Here is a 20,253-nt window from a genome sequence, read left to right as displayed (position 1 = left end):
CCACAGGTACGGCGGCGTCTCTGAAAACAGCGCAGGCCCGCTCCCACAGCATCAGCACCCGACCGCCGCTCCCACAAACTACGCAGACGTCATACCCACAGCGCTATACTCTCCCGCTTGAATTTCAAAAACGGACTACAAGGACTCGCCCATGAAAGCGTTCGGCAAAATCCTGGGACTGGGGCTTCTCGGGTTGCTGCTGATCATCGTGGCACTGGGCTTCGCCCTGACCCACCTCTTCGATCCCAACGACTATAAAGACGAGATTCGCCAACTGGCCCGCGACAAGGCCCATGTCGAGCTGACCTTGAATGGCGATATTGGCTGGAGCCTGTTCCCCTGGTTGGGCCTGGAGCTGCACGAAGCCAGCATCGCCACCCTGACCAAGCCAAAGGAGCCCTTCGCCGACCTGCAGATGCTCGGCCTGTCGGTCCGTGCGCTGCCGCTGCTGCGCCGCGAAGTGCAGATGAGCGATGTACGCGTCGAAGGCCTGAACCTGACCCTGGCCCGTGACGAGCACGGCCACGGCAACTGGGAAGACATCGGAAAACCGCTGCCCGCGCCAGACGCCAGCACCACCCCGGCCAACAAGGACCAGGCACCCGCTGCCACCGATACCGAGGCCTCGGCAAACAAGGAAGATACCCGCGAGCGCATGGTCAAGCTGGACATCGACAGCCTGACCGTCAACAACGCCCAGGTGCAGTACACCGACGCCAAGACCGGCCAGACCTTCAGCGCCGAGAGCATCCAACTGAGCACCGGTGCCGTCCACGAAGGTTCGAACATTCCGCTCAAGGCCAGCGCCTTCCTCAGTGTCGGCCAACCAAGCCTCAAGGCACGCACGGAGCTGACCGGCGAACTGCGCTTCGATCGCAAGCTCAAGCGCTACAACTTCGAAGATATGCGCCTGACCGGCGAGACTTCCGGCGAACCGCTGGCCGGCAAGACCATGACCTTCGCCGCTCAAGGCCAACTGCTGGTCGACCTCGCGGCCAACGTGGCGTCGTGGAACGGCCTGAAGCTGTCCGCCAACCAACTGCGCGCCCTGGGCGAGCTGAACCTGCGCGACCTGGACAAGACGCCACAATTGAGCGGCGGCCTGTCCATCGCCCAGTTCGACTTGCGCACCTTCCTCGACAGCATCGGCCACCCGTTGCCGGCCACCGCCGACCCAGCCGCGTTCGCCAAGCTCGAACTGGTCACCCGCCTGCAGGCCAACCCCACCAGCCTGGCCCTGGAAGACCTGGCGGTGAAGCTGGACGACAGTACCTTCAGCGGCCGCGTGGCCATCGAAGACTTCGCCAAGCAAGCCCTGCGCGTCCGTCTGAAGGGCGACAAGTTCGACGCCGACCGCTACCTGCTGGCCAAGAGCGAGCAGGCCAAGGGCGCCACCGCCGCACGCCAGGCCGAGGTCAAACAGCAGGAAACCACTGCCGTGGCCGGCCCGAGCACCACACCGCTGCCCAAGGCCCCGACCCAGGTGGCCTGGAGCAACGACAAGCTGCTGCCGGTGGACCGCCTGCGCCAGGTGGACCTGCAGGCCGACCTGGCGTTCGGCGCCCTGACCCTGGACAAGCTGCCGATCACCGACGCCCAGCTCAAGGCCAACGGCCAGGGCGGCCTGCTGACCCTCGAGACCCTGCGCGGCGGCCTGTACGACGGCACCTTCGAGGCCAAGGGCACCGTCGACGTGCGCCCTGCCGTGCCGCAGGTCGGCGTGAACACCAAGATCAATCGCGTGCCGGTGGAGCACTTCATCAAACGCGACAGCCCTGACCAGGCGCCGCCACTCAAGGGCCTGCTGACCCTGGCCAGCGACCTGACCGCCACCGGCAACAGTCAGAAGGCGCTGGTCGACACCCTCAACGGCAACGCCAACTTCACCATCACCGATGGCGTGCTAGTCAATGCCAACCTCGAGCAGCAGCTGTGCCACGCCATCGCGACGCTCAACCGCAAGACCCTGAGCGGCGAACCCCGCGGCAAGGACACCCCCTTCCAGGAGCTGCGCGGCAGCCTGGTGGTGCGCAACGGCGTTGCCAGCAACCCCGACCTCAAGGCACGCATTCCGGGCCTGACCGTCAATGGTCACGGTGATGTGGACCTGCGCGTGCTGGGCATGGACTACAACGTCGGCGTGATCGTCGAAGGCGACCAGCGCGCCATGCCGGACCCGGCCTGCCAGGTCAACGAACGCTACGTCGGCGTCGAAATCCCGCTGCGCTGCCGCGGCCCGCTGGAGCTGGGCGCCAAGGCCTGCCGCCTGGACCAGGACGGCCTGGGCAAGGTGGCCGCCAAGCTGGCCGGCAACCGCCTGCAGGAGAAGCTCGACGAAAAGCTCGGTGACAAGGTGAGCCCGGAAGTGAAGGACGTGCTCAAGGGGCTGTTCAAGCGATGAGCCCCGAGCAGTTCTCCAGTGCCGTATTGCAGTGGTACGACCAGCACGGCCGCCATGACCTGCCCTGGCAACAGGGCATCACGCCCTACCGGGTGTGGGTGTCGGAAATCATGCTGCAGCAAACCCAGGTGAGCACCGTGCTCAACTATTTCGACCGCTTCATGCAGGCCCTGCCTACCGTGCAGGCCTTGGCCGAAGCGCCGGAAGACGAAGTGCTGCACCTGTGGACGGGCCTTGGCTACTACACCCGGGCGCGCAACCTGCAGAAGGCTGCCCGGATGGTGGTCGAGCGCCATGGCGGTGAGTTCCCGCGCAGCGTCGAGCAGCTCACCGAACTGCCCGGCATCGGTCGCTCCACCGCCGGGGCCATCGCCAGCATCAGCATGGGCATCCGCGCGCCGATCCTGGACGGCAACGTCAAGCGTGTGCTGGCCCGCTACACCGCCCAGGCCGGCTACCCCGGCGAGCCCAAGGTGGCCAACATGCTCTGGGCCACCGCGGAGCGCTTCACGCCGCAACACCGGGCCAACCACTACACCCAGGCGATGATGGACCTGGGCGCGACGCTCTGCACCCGCAGCAAGCCCAGCTGCCTGATCTGCCCGCTGCAGCGCGGTTGCCAGGCTAACCTGCTCGGCCAGCAAACCCATTACCCCGAGCCCAAGCCGCGCAAGACGCTACCCCAGCGCCGCACCTTGATGCCGCTGCTGGCCAACCAGGAAGGCGCCATCCTGCTCTACCGCCGCCCTTCCAGCGGTTTGTGGGGTGGGCTGTGGAGCCTACCGGAGCTGGAGAGCCTCGAGCAGATCGACGACCTGGCCTACCAGCACGGCCTGCGCACCACCGCCAGCCAGGCCCTGGACGGCCTGACCCACACCTTCAGCCATTTCCAGCTGGCCATCGAGCCCTGGCTGGTGCGCGTCGACCCGCTCGGCCCGCCCGTGGCCGAGCCCGACTGGCTCTGGTATAACCTGGCCACCCCGCCGCGCCTGGGCCTCGCCGCCCCGGTCAAGAAGCTGCTCAAACGCGCGGCCGACGAATTGATTGCAGGAGACGCCCGATGACCCGCACCGTGAAGTGCCGCAAGTACAACGAAGAACTCCCCGGCCTGCCCCGCCCACCCTACCCGGGCGCCAAGGGCCAGGACATCTTCGACAATATCTCGCAGAAGGCCTGGGACGAGTGGCAGAAGCACCAGACCATGCTGATCAACGAGAAGCGCCTGAACATGATGAACGCCGAGGACCGCAAGTTCCTCCAGGCGGAAATGGACAAGTTCTTTGCCGGCGAAGACTACGCCCAGGCCGAAGGCTACGTTCCACCCAGCGAATGACCCCGAAAAACGTAAGCGACGGAATTAATTTAAAAAAATTTCAAAAAAGTCGTTGACGGAAGGCCTGAAAACCTTTTTAATTCGCCCCGTCGCCCAGATAGCTCAGTCGGTAGAGCAGAGGATTGAAAATCCTCGTGTCGGCGGTTCGACTCCGTCTCTGGGCACCACCTTCAGCTTCTGGTGGTTGCAAAGTTACCCGAAGCGACAACAAGAAACCCGCCTAGTGCGGGTTTTTTGTTGTCTTGGATTTTGGAAGCTGCTGCCCCGCGATGGGTCGCACAGCGGCCCCGTCCTGCACTTGGGTTTCTCCGACAACTGCGCTTCAATACGCGCATTTTCCAGACACCCCAAGGATTCGCCCATGGCCTCCAATACCAAGCAACAGAAACGCGCCAAGCGCGCCGCCACCAAGGCCAAGCAGAACCGCATGGTGCGCAGCGGCCAGGCGGTCAAGGCCAGTGCCGGCGACAGCGCCAGCGTCGAGCAGGTGTTCAAGAAAGCCATGGACTCGGGCAGCTACACCAGCCTGTTCGAGAAGATGAAGGAAGCCCAGGAGAACGGCCTGGTGCCGATGATCTCGGTGTTCCTGGTCGACCCGCTGCTGGCTCTGGTGCTCAAGGGGCACAAGGAAGAACACGCCACCGACTACATCGTCATGGTGTTCACCGCCTACCGTCAGTGGCTCGACGGCACCGACGAGGATGCAACCATGGCCTGGCTGGAGAGCGACGAGTTCCAGGAAGCCTATGTAGCGGCCTCGGAAGTGGTGGCCAAGCAGCAGCAACAGCAGAAACAGTTCGGCTGAGGTTCCTTCATTTCCATTGCCGGGCCTGGCCCTATCGCCGGCAAGCCGGCTCCCACCGGGGCTCTGCTTGCACCATTCCTGTGGGAGCCGGCTCGCCGGCGATAGAAGCCACCAATACGAACAAAAAAGGCCGCACCCTTCACCGGGCGCGGCCTTTTCATTTCAGCCAGCCGGGTCAGTTATCCAGCACAGCCCGACCTTCAGCCTGGCCCTGAGCCTTGCGCTTGCGCTGCACCAACAGGCCGGCGGCTACCACACCAATGCTCAGCAGCGCAGTGGCGATGATTTCGGCACGGTGATCTTCACGCAGCGCCATCACCGCCAGCACGGCGACGATGAAGGCGATGGTCGCCCAGGTCAGCCCCGGGAACAGCCACATCTTGAAGGCGATCTTCTCACCACGCGCCTCACGCTGGCTGCGCATGCGCAGCTGCGACACGGCAATCACCAGGTACACCAGCAGAGCGATGGCGCCGGAGCTGGCCAGCAGGAACTCGAACACCGCCGCCGGCGCCACGTAGTTGGCGAACACGCAGAGGAACGCCGCCGCGGTGGACAGCAATACCGCCCAGTGCGGGGTGCCCGCTTTGGTGGTGCGCTGGGCCACGGCCGGGGCATCGCCACGCTTGCTCAGGGAGAACAGCATGCGCGAGGAGGTGTAGAGCGCCGAGTTCAGGCAGCTGGTCACGGCGATCAGCACGACGATGTCGACGATCAGCTTGGCGTTCGGCACGCCGATGCGGCTCAGCACGGTCTGATAGGAACCGGTTTCGGCCAGGGCTGGGTCGTTCCACGGCACCAGGGCCACCACCAGGAAGATCGACACCAAGTAGAACAGGCAGATACGCCAGATCACCGAATTGGTGGCGCGACTGATCTGCTTGCCCGGGTCCTTCGACTCGGCTGCGGCGATGGTGACGATTTCGGTACCCATGAACGAGAACATGGTGGTCAGCATGGCTGCCAGCACCGCGCCCAGGCCGTTGGGCATGAAGCCCTGGGTGTCGAACAGGTGGCTGGCACCGCTGACCTGGCTGCCCGGCACCAGGCCGAACATGGCCACGCAGCCGACCACGATGAAGCCGATGATCGCCAGCACCTTGAGCAGGGCGAACCAGAATTCGAACTCACCGTAATTCTTCACGCTGCACAAGTTGGTCAGGGTCAGCGCCAAGGTGATGATGAGGGAGAAGGCCCAGAGGTCCACAGCGGGGAACCAGGCATGCAGGATGGCGGCGGCGGCGTTGGCCTCCAGCGGGATCACCAGCACCCAGAACCACCAGTACAGCCAGCCGATGGTGAAGCCTGCCCAGCGACCGATGGAGCGGTCGGCGTAGGTAGAGAAAGAACCGGTGTCCGGCGAGGCGATGGCCATCTCGCCGAGCATGCGCATCACCAGCACCACCAGGGTGCCGGCAGCCGCATAGGCCAACAGCACGGCCGGGCCGGCTGCGGCGATGGCGTGGCCGGAGCCGACGAACAGGCCGGCGCCGATTACGCCAGCGATGGACAGCATGGTCACATGCCGTTGCTTGAGCCCCTGAGCGAGGTCATTGGAATTGTGCTTACCGCTCATAAAACTACCTTTGTAAGGAGTGGACCACCCGAACTGCATGAACGAGGCGCGCCTGGGGTTGATTTAGGCGTCGCTGCAGTCGGCCCTTTCCCAATGGCAATAACCGCGCCATTCGGCGATCACGTTCGTCCGAATGCTGTAGGGCTCCCGAAAAACAGGGCCCAGCAGGCCTTTCGGCCATGGCTTGACCAAAAGGGCGTCAAATACCGGAATCAGGAACGGATTACTGAAATACTCACTTACAAACGCCCCAAAGGTGCCCCTCGGTAACACCTTCGCACAAAAAAGCGGCAAGCAAAGCGCAACCCGAGGGCGCAACCCACGCTACGCATAACGGCCAAGGAAGTGCCACCCGGCCAAAAACGGCTTCCCAGGCACGTCCAAAGCTGGCACCATCGCGCCTTTTTTCATCAAGGCTCCGGTGCTGGGCGAGCGCGTTGCGGACATCCTCGCGACAGTCCACTGCGCCAATGCGACAAAGTGTCCCGCCAGTGACCCGAGCCGCCTGCGACCTGGTTGGCCGCCGTTGCGCCGCTATGCTAGCTTGGCGCTCGCCAGGAAGGCCGCCAACAGCTGGGAACGCACCCGAACATATGAGGACCGCACATGGCCCAGGCCACGCCCGCGCTGGAAATCCGCAACCTGCATAAACGCTACGGCGAGCAGGAGATTCTCAAGGGCATTTCTCTGACCGCTCGCGACGGCGACGTGATCTCGATCCTGGGGTCGTCCGGTTCCGGCAAGTCCACCCTGCTGCGCTGCATCAACCTGCTGGAGAACCCACACCAGGGCCAGATCCTTGTGGCCGGCGAAGAGCTCAAGCTCAAGTCGACCAAGAACGGCGACCTGATCGCCGCCGACAATCGCCAGATCAACCGCCTGCGCAGCGAGATCGGCTTCGTCTTCCAGAATTTCAACCTGTGGCCGCACATGTCGATCCTCGACAACATCATCGAGGCCCCACGCCGCGTGCTTGGCCAGAGCAAGGCCGAGGCCATCGAGGCAGCCGAGGCGCTGCTGGCCAAGGTCGGCATCCATGACAAGCGCCACAGCTACCCCGCCCAGCTTTCCGGTGGCCAGCAACAACGCGCCGCCATCGCCCGGACCCTGGCCATGAAGCCCAAGGTCATCCTGTTCGACGAGCCGACCTCGGCGCTCGATCCGGAAATGGTCCAAGAAGTGCTTAACGTCATCCGCGCCTTGGCCGAAGAAGGCCGTACCATGCTGCTGGTGACGCACGAGATGAACTTTGCCCGCCAGGTGTCCAGTGAAGTCGTGTTCCTGCACCAGGGCCTGGTCGAAGAGCAGGGATCGCCGCAGCAGGTGTTCGAGAACCCGACCTCGGCGCGTTGCAAGCAATTCATGTCCAGCCACCGCTAACGGAGCAACACATGCAGACCTACAAGAAATTCCTCCTAGCCGCTGCCGCCACGCTGGTCGTCTCGGCCAACGCCATGGCCGCGGAAAAACTGCGCATGGGTATCGAAGCGGCTTACCCGCCGTTCAACAACAAGGACGCCAGCGGTAACGTGGTCGGCTTCGACAAGGACATCGGCGACGCCCTGTGCGCCAAGATGAAGGTCGAGTGCTCGGTCGTGACCTCCGACTGGGACGGCATCATCCCAGCCCTGAACGCCAAGAAGTTCGACTTCCTGGTGTCCTCGCTGTCGATCACCGATGAGCGCAAGCAGGCCGTGGACTTCACCGACCCCTACTACTCCAACAAGCTGCAGTTCATCGCCCCGAAGAACGTAGACTTCAAGACCGACAAGGCCTCGCTCAAGAGCAAGGTGATCGGCACCCAGCGCGCCACCCTGGCCGGCACCTGGCTTGAAGACAACTACGGCGACGACGTCGAGATCAAGCTGTACGACACCCAGGAAAACGCCTACCTCGACCTGGTCTCCGGCCGCATCGACGGCATCCTGGCCGACAAGTACGTGCAGTACGAATGGCTCAAGAGCAAGGACGGCCAGAACTTCGAGTTCAAGGGCGAGCCTGTGGTCGACAGCGACAAGATCGGCATCGCCGTGCGCAAGGGTGACCCACTGCGCGAGAAGCTGAACACCGCCCTGAAAGAAATCAAAGCCGACGGTACGTACAAGAAGATCAACGACAAGTACTTCCCGTTCAGCATCGAATGATACGCCCCGACCGGTGCCGCTCTGCGCGGCGCCGGTCCTTTGAACGCACCTACCCATGAATATCGACCTGCACGGATTCGGTCCGGCCCTGGCGGCTGGCACCCTGATGACCGTAAAACTGGCGCTTTGCGCCCTGCTGCTGGGGCTGGTCCTGGGCCTGCTCGGCGCCCTGGCCAAGACGTCCCCGGTCAAGCCGCTGCAATGGCTTGGCAGCACCTATTCGACCTTGGTTCGCGGCGTACCCGAGCTGCTCTGGGTCCTGCTCATCTATTTCGGCACCGTCGGGCTGATGAACAGCCTCGGCGAAGCCCTGAACTTGCCTGGCCTGGAGCTCAGCGCCTTTTCCGCGGGCGTGATCGCCCTCGGGCTGTGCTTCGGCGCCTACGCCACGGAAGTGTTCCGCGGCGCCATCCTGGCCATTCCCAAGGGGCACCGTGAGGCCGGCCTGGCCCTGGGCCTGTCCAAGGGGCGCATCCTGTCGCGGATCATCCTGCCGCAAATGTGGCGCGTCGCCCTGCCCGGCCTGGGCAACCTGTTCATGATCCTGATGAAGGACACCGCGCTGGTATCGGTGATCGGCCTGGAAGAGATCATGCGCCACGCGCAGATCGGCGTGACCGTGACCAAGGAGCCGTTCACCTTCTACATGGTCGCCGCCTGCATCTACCTGTGCCTGACCATCGTGGCCATGACCGGCATGCACTTCCTGGAAAAACGCGCCGCTCGCGGCTTCGTGAGGGCCGAATAATGAACTGGGAAGTCATCATCAAATGGCTGCCGCGCCTGGCCCAGGGCGCCACGCTCACGCTGGAGCTGGTGGCCATTGCCGTGATCGCCGGCCTGATCCTGGCCATCCCGCTGGGTATCGCCCGCTCCTCGCGGCACTGGTACGTACGCGCCCTGCCCTTCGGTTACATCTTCTTCTTCCGCGGCACCCCGCTGCTGGTGCAGCTATTCCTGGTGTACTACGGCCTGGCGCAGTTCGACCTGGTGCGCAGCAGTTCGCTGTGGCCGTACCTGCGCGATCCGTTCTGGTGCACCGTGCTGACCATGACCCTGCACACGGCTGCCTACATCGCCGAGATCCTGCGCGGCGCGCTGCAGGCCATCCCCAAAGGCGAGATCGAGGCCGCGCGGGCGCTGGGCATGTCGCGGGGCAAGACGCTGTTCTACATCATGCTGCCGCGTGCCGCACGCATCGGCCTGCCGGCCTACAGCAACGAAGTGATCCTGATGCTCAAGGCCAGCGCCCTGGCCAGTACCGTCACCTTGCTGGAACTGACCGGCATGGCGCGGACCATCATTGCCCGTACCTACCTGCCGGTGGAGATCTTCTTCGCTGCCGGGGTGTTCTACCTGGTCATCTCCTTCGTGCTGGTCCAGGGCTTCAAGGTGCTGGAACGCTGGTTGCGCGTGGACGCCTGCCAAGGGCGATGAAAAATGTGTGGGGCTTGTCCCGCGATCAGGCCGCCCCTACCATGCGCCCTTGATCGCGGAGCAGGTCGGACCGCCGCACCGCCGCTCCCACAACCTTGACGAAGGGCCGCACAGCGGCCCTTTTTCGATTTGCGCTCCGGTGCTCCCATGAACACACCTCCCTTCCTGCAAGCCGACCAACTCCTCGAACGCTTCCGCGCCCTGGACAGCTTCCTGGTCGAGCATCAGCACCTCTGGCACCCACGCCCCTTCACCCAGCTGCGCCTGGGTTGGGAAGCCGAGCACCCCGAACTCTCCACCTGGCTTCGCCAACGCTCCCTGGCCGACGCCGAGGCCTTCCAGCACCACCCCGAACAGCTCCCGGCGCCCGCTCCGTTCCCACAGCTCGCCGAGCAAGCCAGGCAATTGGCCGCCATAGGCGAGCTGCCCGATGCCGGCCTGCCTCCAGCCGGGCATCGCCTGGACGTGCACGTACCTGGCCGCAAGTGGCAGCAGATCGAAGCCTTCAGCCGTCGTCTGACATTCCGTGAGCGAACCCACCAGTGGTTGGACTGGTGCTCCGGTAAAGGCCACCTGGGCCGCCGCCTGCTTCAGCCAGGGCAACACCTGACCTGCCTGGAATACGACGCCACGCTGGTCGCCGCCGGCCAAGCGTTGAGCGACCATCACCAGTTGCCGGCCACCCATGTGCAACAGGACGTGCTGGCCGAAGGCAGCGCCGACCAGCTGCAAGCACACCAGAGCGTGGTCGCCCTGCATGCGTGCGGCGACTTGCATGTGCGCCTCTTGCAGCTCGCCAGCGAGAAAGGCTGCCGCCAGCTGGCCGTGGCCCCCTGCTGCTACAACCGCATCCATGGCGAGCACTACCAGCCGTTATCCACAGCCGCCCAGGCCTCGAAACTGCGGCTGGACGTGGCCGACCTAGGCCTGCCCTTGAACGAAGCCGTTACCTCGAGCCTGCGCGTACGACGCCAACGGGACACCTCCATGGCCCGGCGTCTGGGCTTCGACCTGCTGCAGCGCGAGCAGCGCCAGTGCGATGAATACTTGTCGACACCTTCGCTTCCAACCGCCTGGCTGGAAAAGCCATTCGAAGGCTACTGCCGCGACCTGGCCGAACTCAGGGGCGTGCACATCAATGGCGAGCCGAACTGGGCAGCACTGGAGGCTGCCGGCTGGCAACGCCTGGCCGAAGTGCGCAACCTGGAACTGGTGCGCAACCTGTTCCGCCGACCGCTGGAATTGTGGCTGGTGCTCGACCGCGCCCTGCTGCTCCAGGACCACGGCTATTCGGTGCGCCTCGGTACCTTCTGCGACTATCCCCTGACGCCCCGCAATCTCTTGCTGCTGGCCGAACGCGACGAGCCCTCCCAGCCCGCTTGAAACCTGTGGATAACTCTGTGAACAAGCTTGTGATGAAAATCACGAAATCTTGGATCCAAAGGCTATTTCAGGCGTTTCCCTTATTCCACCAAACGAACCAAAACCAGTAAAAACAGGCCTTTGCGCAAAGACCGACGGTCCGCACCGGTGGCATGCCTTTCGCTGGCGCGTGGCATTGTGCTTGTGCATAAAGGTTCCAGCATCAGCGTGAACCAAGGCTTTGCAGCCTCTCTCAGCGAAAGCGTGCCCATCACAGGAGCGCGCAAGCCAGCCCCTTGCGGCAAAACGCCGCGATATCAAATTAGCAGCAACAAATTATTGTACTGCGATAATTTTTCGCGAATAATCTGCCCCGCTCATCACTGTACGGAGGCATCCCATGAACAACAGCAGATCCGTGGCCTATGCCCGCTCACGCTTGCGTACCATCGGCGCATTCGCCGCTTTCCTGGCCTGGACCACTGCCGCGGTGGAATTGTTCGGCACCCCGCTGCTCTGGGTATTCGACTATCCCGATACCGTCACCGCCTACCTGCAAACCCACGGCATCAACATGCCCCTGCTGCTGGAAGACGGCTACCAACCCTCGCAACTGGCCATGGGCCTGGTGCTGGCCCTGGCGATGATTCCCGCCGCGCTGTCGGCATTCGCCCTGCTTCTGACCGGCCTGTTCTTCCTGCGCCTGTCCAAGGGCCACACCTGGAGCCCGGCGAACATCAAGATGCTCTGGTGGGTCGGCCTGATCTGCATCGGTACACCGCTGCTGTGGCCGGTGATCGATACCTTGCAGGGCCTGGCCCTGGCCATCGACCTGCCGGCCGGGGAGCGCACATTCGTGGTGTCTATCGGTGTATCATCCGAGGCTGTCTACGAGATCATGAAAGGCATTCTGCTGTGCGCCTTCTCGCTGGTCATGCGTGACGCCAAGATCATCAGCGATGAACACAACTGTTATGTCTAGCCGCCCCCTATGCCGATAATCATCCGCCTCGACGTCGTCATGGCCAGGAACAAGATCCGTTCCAAGGACCTGGCGGAAATCATCGGCATAACGGAAGCGAACCTGTCACTGCTGAAGAACGGCAAGATCAAGGGTTTCAAGATCGAAACCCTGGAGAAGCTGTGCCGCGCGCTGAACTGCCAACCCGGCGACCTGCTGGAGTTCAGCGAAGAATGATCAAGGACCGTTACACCCGTGGACACCCCAGAACAACGCCTCGCCGCCCTGGTGCTGGCGGCCCTGCTGCTCGGCGGCTGCGGCCCCTCCTATACCTATAGGTACTCGCCACCGCCCAGCGCCCATGGCATCAATTGCATCAACAGCTGCCAGACGGAACGCAACCACTGCAAGCAGATGGCCCGCCTGGAGGAAAACAGCCAACGCGCCCTGTACCAGGCCGAGCTGCGCAGCTACCAGTATTGCCAGGACAGCAAAACCAAGAAGGACGCACGTCACAAATGCCACTACCCAAGCTACCCGTACTCGAGCGGCGCGAGCTACAGTTGCGACCGCGACTACGACAGCTGTTACCTGGCCTGCGGCGGCACCATCCAGCGCATCCTGAACACAGACTGACCCACCTACGGACTTTGCCCACGTGACCCAAGCCAAGCCCCTTGCCCTGCTCAGCCTCGCCCTGGCCCTGGCCGGCTGCGCCAACGACACCTATTCGCCCAAGACCTCGTCGCTGGGCTGGGAAACCCCCGGCATGCAACTGGGGGGCGACCGCGGCCTGCCCCTGCGCGTCGACACCCCGTGCCGCAAGCGCGGTTGCGACAACGACAAGCTATTCTTCAACCCCGCCACCCCCGAACCGAGCGTCAACAGCATCCACCGCGGCTGGTAGGAAAATTCTCCTTTCCTGTGGGCAACGTAAGCTATTGGAAGGAATAGGTTTACAGCCGCCAACCGATCGCTATAATGACGCCCCATTGCCGGTATAGCTCAGCTGGTAGAGCAACTGACTTGTAATCAGTAGGTCCCGGGTTCGATTCCTGGTGCCGGCACCATTCAAGGTTCCACAGAAAGCTTTCAAAATCTCTGGAACCCCCGAAAAACCCGCCTTCTGGCGGGTTTTTTCGTTTTAGCGTTCCGTCGGATTCCGAGGGTAGCCAGCGCTAATAAGGGTAGTTTTAAGGATAGAGGTCCGTTTCGATATCGGAGACTACCCTTATGGCCCGCACCACTGCCCCGCTTACCGATACCGCCTGTCGCACGGCAAAGCCCAGAGAGCGCGAATACAAGCTCTTCGACGGCGACGGTCTTTACCTGCTTGTGCAACCCAACGGCCGCAAAGGCTGGCGACTCAGGTACGTGAAACCCGATGGCCGCGAAGGCCTGACCGCTCTCGGCAGCTATCCGGTGGTCGGGCTGGGCGACGCACGCCGCAAGCGCTTCGAGATCAAGCAGCAGCTTGCCAACGGCATAGATCCCATCCAGTACAAGCAACAAACCAAGACTCAGGCCGTGATCAACGGCCGCACCTTCGAAAGCGTTGCGCTCGACTGGCACGCGAGCATGGTGCCGAAGTGGGCGCCCGGCCACGCCAAGACTGTGCTCAGCCGATTGAAGACCCACGTGTTCCCTTTGATCGGTGCCAGAGCAATTGTTGAGCTGGACACCCACGACCTCATGCAGCCACTGGAAGCCGTGACGAAGCGCGGCACCATCGACGTAGCGCTCAGGATCAAGAACTACCTGCAAAGCATCATGCGCGAAGCCAAACGGCTGCGGCTGATCACGGCGAACCCGGCTCACGACCTCGATGGCTCGATCAAGACACCACGGGTAACTCACCGGCCCGCACTACCCCTATCGCGGCTTCCAGAGCTATTGGCATACATCGAGGACTACAGAGGTCGCCCGCTCACGCGCCTCACGGTAATGCTGTCGTTGCATGTATTCGTACGCTCCAGCGAACTGCGCTTCGCCCGTTGGAGCGAGTTCGACCTCAAGCGCGGAATCTGGGAAATCCCCGACACCCGCCCGGCGCTGGACGGCGTGCCGTTTTCCACAAGGGGTACGAAGATGGCCGGGGACATCCACGTTGTACCCTTATCGCCGCAAGCCGTGGCCTTGCTTGAACAGATCCACGCGATCACCGGCAAGTTCGACCTGGTGTTCGCGGGGGATGCCAAACCGTGGAAACCGATGTCCGAGAACACGGTGAACGCGGCGCTCAGGACGATGGGTTACGACACCAAGGTGGATATCTGCGGACACGGGTTCCGCGCCATGGCGTGCAGTGCGCTGGTCGAGTCTGGCCTATGGTCGGAGACGGCTATCGAACGGCAGATGAGCCACAAGGAACGCAACAACGTGCGCGCCGCCTATACCCACAAGGCCGAGTTCCTCGAAGAACGCCGGATGATCATGACCTGGTGGAGCCGGTTTTTGGAGGCGAACCGCAAGGACCATGTGACGCCGCATGAGTTTGCCAAGCAAATGGGCGAGAACGTCACGCGGCTTCGCAGTGCCAAGAGGACCGAGTAACCCGCCGCACCACCACCTCAACTCGCTGTGAAGTTACCCACAGCACCGCATGAGGCTCCTCCGCGCGGGTCCTTTCAAACGGGGCTGCAAAGCCGCCCCGTTTGAAAGGACCATACCTAAGAAAAAAACCGCTGGCACAGCTCACGTCTGTGGAAAACCACTGATGTCCACCGGGGGATAGTTTTATCCACAGGCGCTAAATCTCTGATATCGCGCAGCTTGACGCATATTGTCCACAGGCGTAGACCGGGAGTCGCAAGCGCTGTCGATGACAGCACCCAGGTGGCCCGAACCTTCAAGGTCACGCCGCTTTATGCGGTGGTTCTCCCAAGGGCGATTAGCATCCGGCAGCTCGCCCGGTCACTACCCATGTGATGGATGCTCTTACACACATGGCGCTCGTGCGCCAGATACACCGTACCTCGCTGCCCTGCAGCAACCTATCCACTTGGCCGAATACTGCGCCAGCCTGTGCCCGTCTCTTTCTTCTGGAAAGAGACGGGCACTTCTAACACTGCTGCAGCCCTGATCACACATGGCTTTGCGGCAATCCCCCTCGTGACAATCGGCGTGACAAACGCCGATGTCACCAGCAACAGCCCTGTAGATGATGGTGCCGCAGACCAAGGAATGGACTGCACCTGACTGACAGTCAGGCACGCCCCGGTCATCGCATTGCTGCTTGCACATGGCTCAGGATCTCGCGGCACTGGTCTCGTCAGCCAATGCAGCCTCCACCCGCCCACCGGTAACGGTGCTCAGGAGGCCAGATCATGAGATGCCCTTGCTCCCGGACGTAAGGAGCCGCCAGTCCCGCGCTAGAGGACATCCCCACAGGTCGCAGGGGCCTTGATCCTTGATAACACTCAGCATTCTTGGCGGGATGACGTGGGGCGAGGATCGGAAAGCGAACGATGAGGTGACAGACATGGCATTGGTGGGTAGGCACGACGGCCGCAATTTTGGCTACGGCAGGCAATTGAGCTATGCAGGGCCGCAGGCACTGAAAGACATGTTCGGTGGTGGCCATTACGGAACGGTCAAAGCGCACTGTGACCGGTGGTTGGCATTCGTAAAGTGGTGCCGCTCCGAACAGGGGCCCGGCATCAATGATGCGCGGCAGATTGATCGAAAGGTATTGGCCGAATACGCGGCGTATCTGCGCGACATTGTTAAGCGCGGTGATCTCGCCGTCAGCACCGCGCAAAACCGACTATCCAGCGTTAACAGGACCATGGCAGCGCTTCGCGGTGATCAGCATGTGAAACTGCCAAGTCCGAGCAAGGCGTTGGGTATCCAGCGCAGCGGAGTTCGCCAATCGGCTCCGCAAGGCCAAGACCGCGAACAGGTTAAGCAGATCTTCGATGCGCTTTGCGGTCGTGGCCAGAGACGGGCCGCCGCGATCGTCCTGTTGGCAAGAGCCACCGGCGTGCGTTTGCGTGAGGCCATCCTAGCTGACCTGCCACGGTTGAGCCGTGAGGCTAAAGAGCTAGGCAGGATTAACATTCAGGATGGCACCAAAGGCGGCCGTGCCGGAGCAACGGCTCCCCGCTGGATATCAGTGGACAACCATGTTCGAGGTGCTCTTGAGTTTGCACGGCAAGTGTCGCCTGCAGGTAGCCGCAACCTGATTGCGCCACACGAAAGCTACCTGAATCTTCTGCAAGAAAGCATCCGCCCGGCGCGGGACATCATGCATGCACACAACCTCAAGGGCTTCCATGAGCTACGAGCGGCGTACGCATGTGAGCGCTACGAGCAGATCACCCGACACCCCGCACCAATCAGTAGCGGCCAATGTTGCCAGGTAGATAGGCACCTAGATCGTGAGGCCAGAAGGCAAATCAGCTATGAGCTGGGGCACGGTCGGATCGACGTGGTCACGGCCTACATTGGGGGGCGGGTATGACCAAGGCATTTGATATGGAGGTGTTCCTGGCGGGAGTGCTGCCTGGATCACATGCTACACGGCAACGCCATTTGCGGCAGGCGAAGTTCATCCATGCTGAAATTGCAGAGCGCTGGCACCGAGGAACACCCTGGTCTTGGCAGAGGAAGCACCTAGCGTGGTTTCTTAAGCATCGTCTCGCCACACACAGCGCAGCAAGTCGGTATTACTACCTACTGACTGTGCGGCTGCTCGCTCGTCGGCTCGCAAGACCATGGATATTTAATTGCTGAAAGTTCGCCAAAATTTATGATCTTGACTAATCGTTGCTAGTCATAAAAATTCAAGCCTTCAATATGCCAACTTAGCTGCGATCTTGTCCATCAGCGTAGAGAAGATCACAGCACCGCTACCTATTTCCACAGTTCAATAGTCGGCTCATCTCTCGTGGAGTAGCGACCGACTGTATAAGAGGTATTGTCCAATCCAGGATCAATCATCGCAGTCGCATAAATTATTTGATGCTTAGCTTTCAGCTGGGATGATCTACTGACTAGAAGTCGCTGAAAATTTTGACTCCTAACCTCTTCAACACCCATATTTTCCAGCGTATCTATCATGCAGAACCTTGGATGTCTAAAAAATTCTTCATCACTTGCAGCAGCAGTAAACCCAGCAAAAAAGCTGCTCTTCAAAATAGCCCTAGAACTTGCCGAGAAATAGCTCTGACCATCTACAGTTAAGCGGTTAGCCTCAAAAGAAAAACTTATACCCTTAGCGTTCTCAAAAGAATCTTGCCTGCGGAGGTCATTATGAAGCAAGAACTTCACCTCTTCCGAAATTAGTAAATATGCACGATTCAGCCTATCTTGTTGCGCATATCTTAATTTTTGATTTTTCTCATCAAGCAAGTTAATTTTTAACTGCAAATCAGTTTTTTTCTGAGAAAGGCTCGAGATAACCTCGGACATCTTAGATTTCTGATCTAAATCCTCGATCACTCTATCTATATATCCTGATTTACGCTGCAACTCCCTCAGCAATTGCTGATTCTCTGAGGAAGGACGTCCAAGCTGGGAGGAAAGTTTTTGTGCCGCTGACTTCCATCCCTCAAGCAAAGAATCTAAACCCTGCTCCAAATTTAACAGCTTCTCTTTACGACGTTCTTGGAGCACTTCTGACTGCTTTATCTGAACCGCCGATTCATTCACCAGTCCCGCTATGCGGGCTGCCACTTGCTCCGAACTATACGGAGTCTTACATAGATGACATGCGTAACTTACCGACTCCTCTTCACCATCTAAAATGCTGAAACAAGCCGGGCATGAATGAAATTTTATTTCCTCTAAATTTTTAGCTACAATCGCAGAATCTCGGAGATTGTTTACTTTCTCCTTAAGACCATTTACAAATGCATCCGAATCGGCAATATCGAGCATTAGCGAGTGAATCGCCTGTTTAGCTTTGGCTATTTCAACTTGCTTTTTTCTAACGAGATCGTAAGATTCCGTCTGATCCTTCATACTAATAGGATCAGGCGAGAGAGAGGCCATCTTTCTCTCAAGCAAATCTATTTCTTCTTCAACCTGACGCTTCTGCTTTAAGAGCTCTTCGCGCTCAGCGGAGAGCCAATCTGTGGTCGAAACTTCTTGCTCAGCTTTTCCCAAGACCACAAACAAGTTTCGCAACTGCACATCAATCTTGTCAAATTCTTTCTTCAAAGACTTTAGATCTTGAATATTTTCATACAAATCATTTGTATATGCTCCACAAAGCAATCGACCAATCGTGTCCCTAGTATCTTTTTGTTCAAACTGCTCAAATCTGAAAATTTCATCCACAGGACTCAATTGATCGGCGTAAAGCAAGCGCAGCACTTGGTGCATTGTAATGTTTCCGGACACTTCCAAAGAAACATCAGGCATGCCAAGCAACCTGAACAGTACCTGAGAGAAACTTTCAGTCGTCAGCGATCGACGATACGGATATCGGTTCCATGCATTTGGTGGCTGTTCTAAAGACAGATCGTATGCGCCACTAAATATATCCATAGGAGAACCAGGCTTCTCAGATATATCCCTAGCCAGTGTGACAACGATACCGTTAAGCTCGACCTCCAAATATACACGACTGCAAAGAAGCGCAGCAGTGCTCCAATCAGTGAGATCTCCCCCCAATCCATAATATATAAAATTAAGTATAGTTGACTTTCCCGACGCATTCTCCCCACGAATTACATTAACCCCTGGGTGAAGTCGTTCGTCATACACAGACTTAGCGCCCTTTATAACGATCAGCCGCCTAACTATAAGCGATGGTTCAAACTGTGTCATATCGATACTCCAGCAATCCTGTTCTGGCCTTCAACCCGTCACGTCCAAAGATAGAATATTCAGAAGCGAGCACGTTAATCAAATCAACTAATTTTGATTGCTCTTCGTTCAAGGCATGAATGCGAGCAAGGACCTCTGACGGCGCCAACTTCCCAGTTAGCTTTATTTCTTTCCGGCTATAAGCCGTAGCATCTAGATAGCCATTAGAAACCAAAGTATCAAGCGCCGCAACTTGCATACTTTGCATTCGAGAAAAAAGCACAAATGAATCAGGCAATTCACCGTATGGCTTTAGATAATTAAAATCAGACGCCACACGTTTGTACTTACGATGCTCGGAGCGCAACTTTATTTCCCCAGAGCGAAATGGATAAAGCAAATAAAAATCTAAAATACGAGCATGATCTACTGTCAGCGAATCCAATCCGCTAGTTATTTCCATGATTCGAAAAAATCTAAACAGGGCATGAAAAGGGTCAAAAGCCGCTTGGAATGTAATCTGGATCATTTATGCCACCGCACGTAGCACTGCTCCGCCAGCCAATACACCATACCCATTGCTACACTATGATCCATGGATAAGACCCCAGCACCACAGTCATCAATAGTTGGCACAATAATCTTCGCGTCGACCAACTCATTAACTTCGACTATTGACAAACCATCAACCTGCGGATAAATAAAACTTTGGAAACTATATTCAACTCTCGCAAGTAAACAAGCCAATATCTCTTGCGCCGATGCGTAGTGAGAATATCGCTCAAGCATTTTCGAAAAAAGTTCTTTCTTTTCTAGAGCGTCATAGATTTCATATTCCCGACCACCAGCCTTTAGCTTTGCTTCTAAACCTTCGACCCCATCTATAGCGCGTTTTTTATGAAATCTACTCAGGCTATCTAAAGTATCTCTAGCTCGTTCATTTGACTCAATCTCTTTCCCCAGCTTTTCGAGCAGCAACTCAATCTTATTAGTCGGCTTGGCTGGCAATAAATTATAGTTGGTTATCTTGTCGCGCCCGACAATATCTGCACCCGCAGATGCACCTGTTTGATCTACAGCAACTGGCAAATCAACCATTGGAACCAGTCCAGACTTATTTGTTTCTGGTAATTTTATCCCTGCCGACAACATCTCCCCCAGCCCGAGCCTTGCTTTGATCGGTAATAACCCCACCATTCTTTACACTACTCCTTGTGAATTTTAGGGTTACAGCGGCTCCGCCCGCCGCACCGGCTACAAAACTTACGATCTCGGACAGGTACTGCATAACTATATTCATGACCAAAGCTCCATCTTAGACATCAAAACGCCATCCTATACGCAAGCGCCTCCGAGGTACAGTTGGATCCACAGCGTCTGACCTCACACAGAGCGATTTTTGAGCGTTCATAGCCCTATAGCTAAGCGAGCATGCTTTGAATCTCTTCTCGGAGAATTATGGAAAGTGTCAAAAGGATAGA

Annotated in this window: 20 protein-coding genes and 2 tRNA genes; 18 read left to right on the top strand and 4 right to left on the bottom strand. The window is 59.2% G+C overall.

All coding sequences use genetic code 11. The annotated features are described in order from the left end of the window. Window positions 1-151 precede the first annotated feature (151 nt). The 5 genes from IRZ56_RS05115 (at window position 152) to IRZ56_RS05095 (ending at window position 4,539) form a co-directional block, all read left to right on the top strand. Window positions 152-2,401, top strand: a complete 2,250-nt coding sequence (locus IRZ56_RS05115; RefSeq protein ID WP_196143930.1) for an AsmA family protein — start codon at window positions 152-154, stop codon at window positions 2,399-2,401. Beyond that, window positions 2,398-3,465, top strand: coding sequence for an A/G-specific adenine glycosylase (gene mutY / locus IRZ56_RS05110; RefSeq protein ID WP_196143929.1), 1,068 nt, complete (start codon window positions 2,398-2,400; stop codon window positions 3,463-3,465). Before IRZ56_RS05115 ends, mutY begins: the two co-directional genes overlap by 4 nt. Continuing rightward, on the top strand, window positions 3,462-3,734 hold the full coding sequence (locus IRZ56_RS05105) for an oxidative damage protection protein (RefSeq protein WP_196143928.1): 273 nt from the start codon (window positions 3,462-3,464) through the stop codon (window positions 3,732-3,734). The genes mutY and IRZ56_RS05105 overlap by 4 nt, the downstream gene beginning before the upstream one ends. 91 nt (window positions 3,735-3,825) lie before the next feature. After that, window positions 3,826-3,901: transfer RNA gene (locus IRZ56_RS05100), tRNA-Phe, on the top strand. Window positions 3,902-4,095: 194 nt separating this feature from the next. Further along, window positions 4,096-4,539, top strand: coding sequence for a hypothetical protein (locus tag IRZ56_RS05095; RefSeq protein WP_196143927.1), 444 nt, complete (start codon window positions 4,096-4,098; stop codon window positions 4,537-4,539). 175 nt (window positions 4,540-4,714) lie between these two features. Here the strand turns inward: IRZ56_RS05095 and gabP are convergent, their stop codons facing one another. Beyond that, window positions 4,715-6,115: a GABA permease gene (gene gabP, locus IRZ56_RS05090; RefSeq protein ID WP_196143926.1), complete on the bottom strand. Its 1,401-nt coding sequence runs from the start codon at window positions 6,113-6,115 to the stop codon at window positions 4,715-4,717. Window positions 6,116-6,721: 606 nt separating this feature from the next. On the opposite strand from gabP, the gene IRZ56_RS05085 reads away from it, so the two are divergent. The 13 genes from IRZ56_RS05085 (at window position 6,722) to IRZ56_RS23115 (ending at window position 16,753) form a co-directional block, all read left to right on the top strand. After that, window positions 6,722-7,495, top strand: coding sequence for an ABC transporter ATP-binding protein (locus tag IRZ56_RS05085; RefSeq protein ID WP_196143925.1), 774 nt, complete (start codon window positions 6,722-6,724; stop codon window positions 7,493-7,495). Between the two features lie 11 nt (window positions 7,496-7,506). Further along, on the top strand, window positions 7,507-8,259 hold the full coding sequence (locus IRZ56_RS05080; RefSeq protein ID WP_196143924.1) for an ABC transporter substrate-binding protein: 753 nt from the start codon (window positions 7,507-7,509) through the stop codon (window positions 8,257-8,259). 55 nt (window positions 8,260-8,314) lie between these two features. Then, window positions 8,315-9,007 (top strand): ABC transporter permease, encoded by a 693-nt coding sequence (locus IRZ56_RS05075; RefSeq protein ID WP_196143923.1) that lies wholly within the window; start codon window positions 8,315-8,317, stop codon window positions 9,005-9,007. Next, window positions 9,007-9,696, top strand: a complete 690-nt coding sequence (locus IRZ56_RS05070; protein WP_196143922.1) for an ABC transporter permease — start codon at window positions 9,007-9,009, stop codon at window positions 9,694-9,696. Before IRZ56_RS05075 ends, IRZ56_RS05070 begins: the two co-directional genes overlap by 1 nt. Window positions 9,697-9,843: 147 nt before the next feature. Continuing rightward, window positions 9,844-11,079 (top strand): methyltransferase, encoded by a 1,236-nt coding sequence (locus tag IRZ56_RS05065; protein ID WP_196143921.1) that lies wholly within the window; start codon window positions 9,844-9,846, stop codon window positions 11,077-11,079. A gap of 379 nt (window positions 11,080-11,458) precedes the next feature. Continuing rightward, complete coding sequence (locus tag IRZ56_RS05060) at window positions 11,459-12,040, top strand: hypothetical protein (protein ID WP_196143920.1); 582 nt, start codon at window positions 11,459-11,461, stop codon at window positions 12,038-12,040. 9 nt (window positions 12,041-12,049) lie between these two features. Beyond that, on the top strand, window positions 12,050-12,256 hold the full coding sequence (locus IRZ56_RS05055) for a helix-turn-helix domain-containing protein (protein WP_043211003.1): 207 nt from the start codon (window positions 12,050-12,052) through the stop codon (window positions 12,254-12,256). Window positions 12,257-12,274: 18 nt separating this feature from the next. Then, window positions 12,275-12,655: a hypothetical protein gene (locus IRZ56_RS05050; RefSeq protein WP_196143919.1), complete on the top strand. Its 381-nt coding sequence runs from the start codon at window positions 12,275-12,277 to the stop codon at window positions 12,653-12,655. Window positions 12,656-12,677: 22 nt separating this feature from the next. Further along, window positions 12,678-12,926: a hypothetical protein gene (locus tag IRZ56_RS05045; RefSeq protein ID WP_196143918.1), complete on the top strand. Its 249-nt coding sequence runs from the start codon at window positions 12,678-12,680 to the stop codon at window positions 12,924-12,926. An 87-nt stretch (window positions 12,927-13,013) separates the two neighbouring features. Continuing rightward, a tRNA-Thr gene (locus IRZ56_RS05040) sits at window positions 13,014-13,089 on the top strand. Between the two features lie 163 nt (window positions 13,090-13,252). Beyond that, on the top strand, window positions 13,253-14,572 hold the full coding sequence (locus IRZ56_RS05035; protein WP_196143917.1) for a tyrosine-type recombinase/integrase: 1,320 nt from the start codon (window positions 13,253-13,255) through the stop codon (window positions 14,570-14,572). A 928-nt stretch (window positions 14,573-15,500) separates the two neighbouring features. Continuing rightward, window positions 15,501-16,481, top strand: coding sequence for an integrase domain-containing protein (locus IRZ56_RS05030; RefSeq protein WP_196144014.1), 981 nt, complete (start codon window positions 15,501-15,503; stop codon window positions 16,479-16,481). Beyond that, a complete protein-coding gene (locus IRZ56_RS23115; protein ID WP_230390334.1) occupies window positions 16,478-16,753 on the top strand; it encodes a hypothetical protein in 276 nt (91 codons plus the stop codon). Before IRZ56_RS05030 ends, IRZ56_RS23115 begins: the two co-directional genes overlap by 4 nt. Window positions 16,754-16,873: 120 nt before the next feature. On the opposite strand, the gene IRZ56_RS05025 is transcribed toward IRZ56_RS23115, so the two are convergent. Genes IRZ56_RS05025 through IRZ56_RS05015 form a run of 3 tightly spaced genes read right to left on the bottom strand, consistent with a single transcriptional unit; the run spans window position 16,874 to window position 19,969 of the window. Then, on the bottom strand, window positions 16,874-18,793 hold the full coding sequence (locus tag IRZ56_RS05025) for an ATP-binding protein (protein WP_196143916.1): 1,920 nt from the start codon (window positions 18,791-18,793) through the stop codon (window positions 16,874-16,876). Further along, window positions 18,780-19,301: an ABC-three component system middle component 5 gene (locus IRZ56_RS05020; protein ID WP_196143915.1), complete on the bottom strand. Its 522-nt coding sequence runs from the start codon at window positions 19,299-19,301 to the stop codon at window positions 18,780-18,782. Before IRZ56_RS05020 ends, IRZ56_RS05025 begins: the two co-directional genes overlap by 14 nt. Next, window positions 19,298-19,969, bottom strand: a complete 672-nt coding sequence (locus IRZ56_RS05015) for an ABC-three component system protein (RefSeq protein WP_185830243.1) — start codon at window positions 19,967-19,969, stop codon at window positions 19,298-19,300. The genes IRZ56_RS05020 and IRZ56_RS05015 overlap by 4 nt, the downstream gene beginning before the upstream one ends. Between the last annotated feature and the right edge of the window lie 284 nt (window positions 19,970-20,253).

Source organism: Pseudomonas guariconensis, assembly GCF_015680235.1.
Classification (GTDB): domain Bacteria; phylum Pseudomonadota; class Gammaproteobacteria; order Pseudomonadales; family Pseudomonadaceae; genus Aquipseudomonas; species Aquipseudomonas guariconensis_A.
Note: the sequence above shows the minus strand (reverse complement) of the source record. Positions and strands in the feature narration are given on the sequence as shown.

Bases quoted from the DNA above. Each gene is read 5' to 3' on its own strand.
- IRZ56_RS05070 (WP_196143922.1), top strand. From the start codon at position 9,007: ATGAACTGGGAAGTCATCATCAAATGGCTGCCGCGCCTGGCCCAGGGC.
- gabP (WP_196143926.1), bottom strand. From the start codon at position 6,115: ATGAGCGGTAAGCACAATTCCAATGACCTCGCTCAGGGGCTCAAGCAA.
- IRZ56_RS05025 (WP_196143916.1), bottom strand. From the start codon at position 18,793: ATGACACAGTTTGAACCATCGCTTATAGTTAGGCGGCTGATCGTTATA.
- IRZ56_RS05065 (WP_196143921.1), top strand. From the start codon at position 9,844: ATGAACACACCTCCCTTCCTGCAAGCCGACCAACTCCTCGAACGCTTC.
- IRZ56_RS05035 (WP_196143917.1), top strand. From the start codon at position 13,253: ATGGCCCGCACCACTGCCCCGCTTACCGATACCGCCTGTCGCACGGCA.
- IRZ56_RS05060 (WP_196143920.1), top strand. From the start codon at position 11,459: ATGAACAACAGCAGATCCGTGGCCTATGCCCGCTCACGCTTGCGTACC.
- IRZ56_RS05075 (WP_196143923.1), top strand. From the start codon at position 8,315: ATGAATATCGACCTGCACGGATTCGGTCCGGCCCTGGCGGCTGGCACC.
- mutY (WP_196143929.1), top strand. From the start codon at position 2,398: ATGAGCCCCGAGCAGTTCTCCAGTGCCGTATTGCAGTGGTACGACCAG.
- IRZ56_RS05080 (WP_196143924.1), top strand. From the start codon at position 7,507: ATGCAGACCTACAAGAAATTCCTCCTAGCCGCTGCCGCCACGCTGGTC.
- IRZ56_RS05020 (WP_196143915.1), bottom strand. From the start codon at position 19,301: ATGATCCAGATTACATTCCAAGCGGCTTTTGACCCTTTTCATGCCCTG.
- IRZ56_RS05095 (WP_196143927.1), top strand. From the start codon at position 4,096: ATGGCCTCCAATACCAAGCAACAGAAACGCGCCAAGCGCGCCGCCACC.
- IRZ56_RS05115 (WP_196143930.1), top strand. From the start codon at position 152: ATGAAAGCGTTCGGCAAAATCCTGGGACTGGGGCTTCTCGGGTTGCTG.
- IRZ56_RS05055 (WP_043211003.1), top strand. From the start codon at position 12,050: ATGCCGATAATCATCCGCCTCGACGTCGTCATGGCCAGGAACAAGATC.
- IRZ56_RS05015 (WP_185830243.1), bottom strand. From the start codon at position 19,969: ATGGTGGGGTTATTACCGATCAAAGCAAGGCTCGGGCTGGGGGAGATG.
- IRZ56_RS05085 (WP_196143925.1), top strand. From the start codon at position 6,722: ATGGCCCAGGCCACGCCCGCGCTGGAAATCCGCAACCTGCATAAACGC.
- IRZ56_RS05030 (WP_196144014.1), top strand. From the start codon at position 15,501: ATGGCATTGGTGGGTAGGCACGACGGCCGCAATTTTGGCTACGGCAGG.
- IRZ56_RS05105 (WP_196143928.1), top strand. From the start codon at position 3,462: ATGACCCGCACCGTGAAGTGCCGCAAGTACAACGAAGAACTCCCCGGC.
- IRZ56_RS23115 (WP_230390334.1), top strand. From the start codon at position 16,478: ATGACCAAGGCATTTGATATGGAGGTGTTCCTGGCGGGAGTGCTGCCT.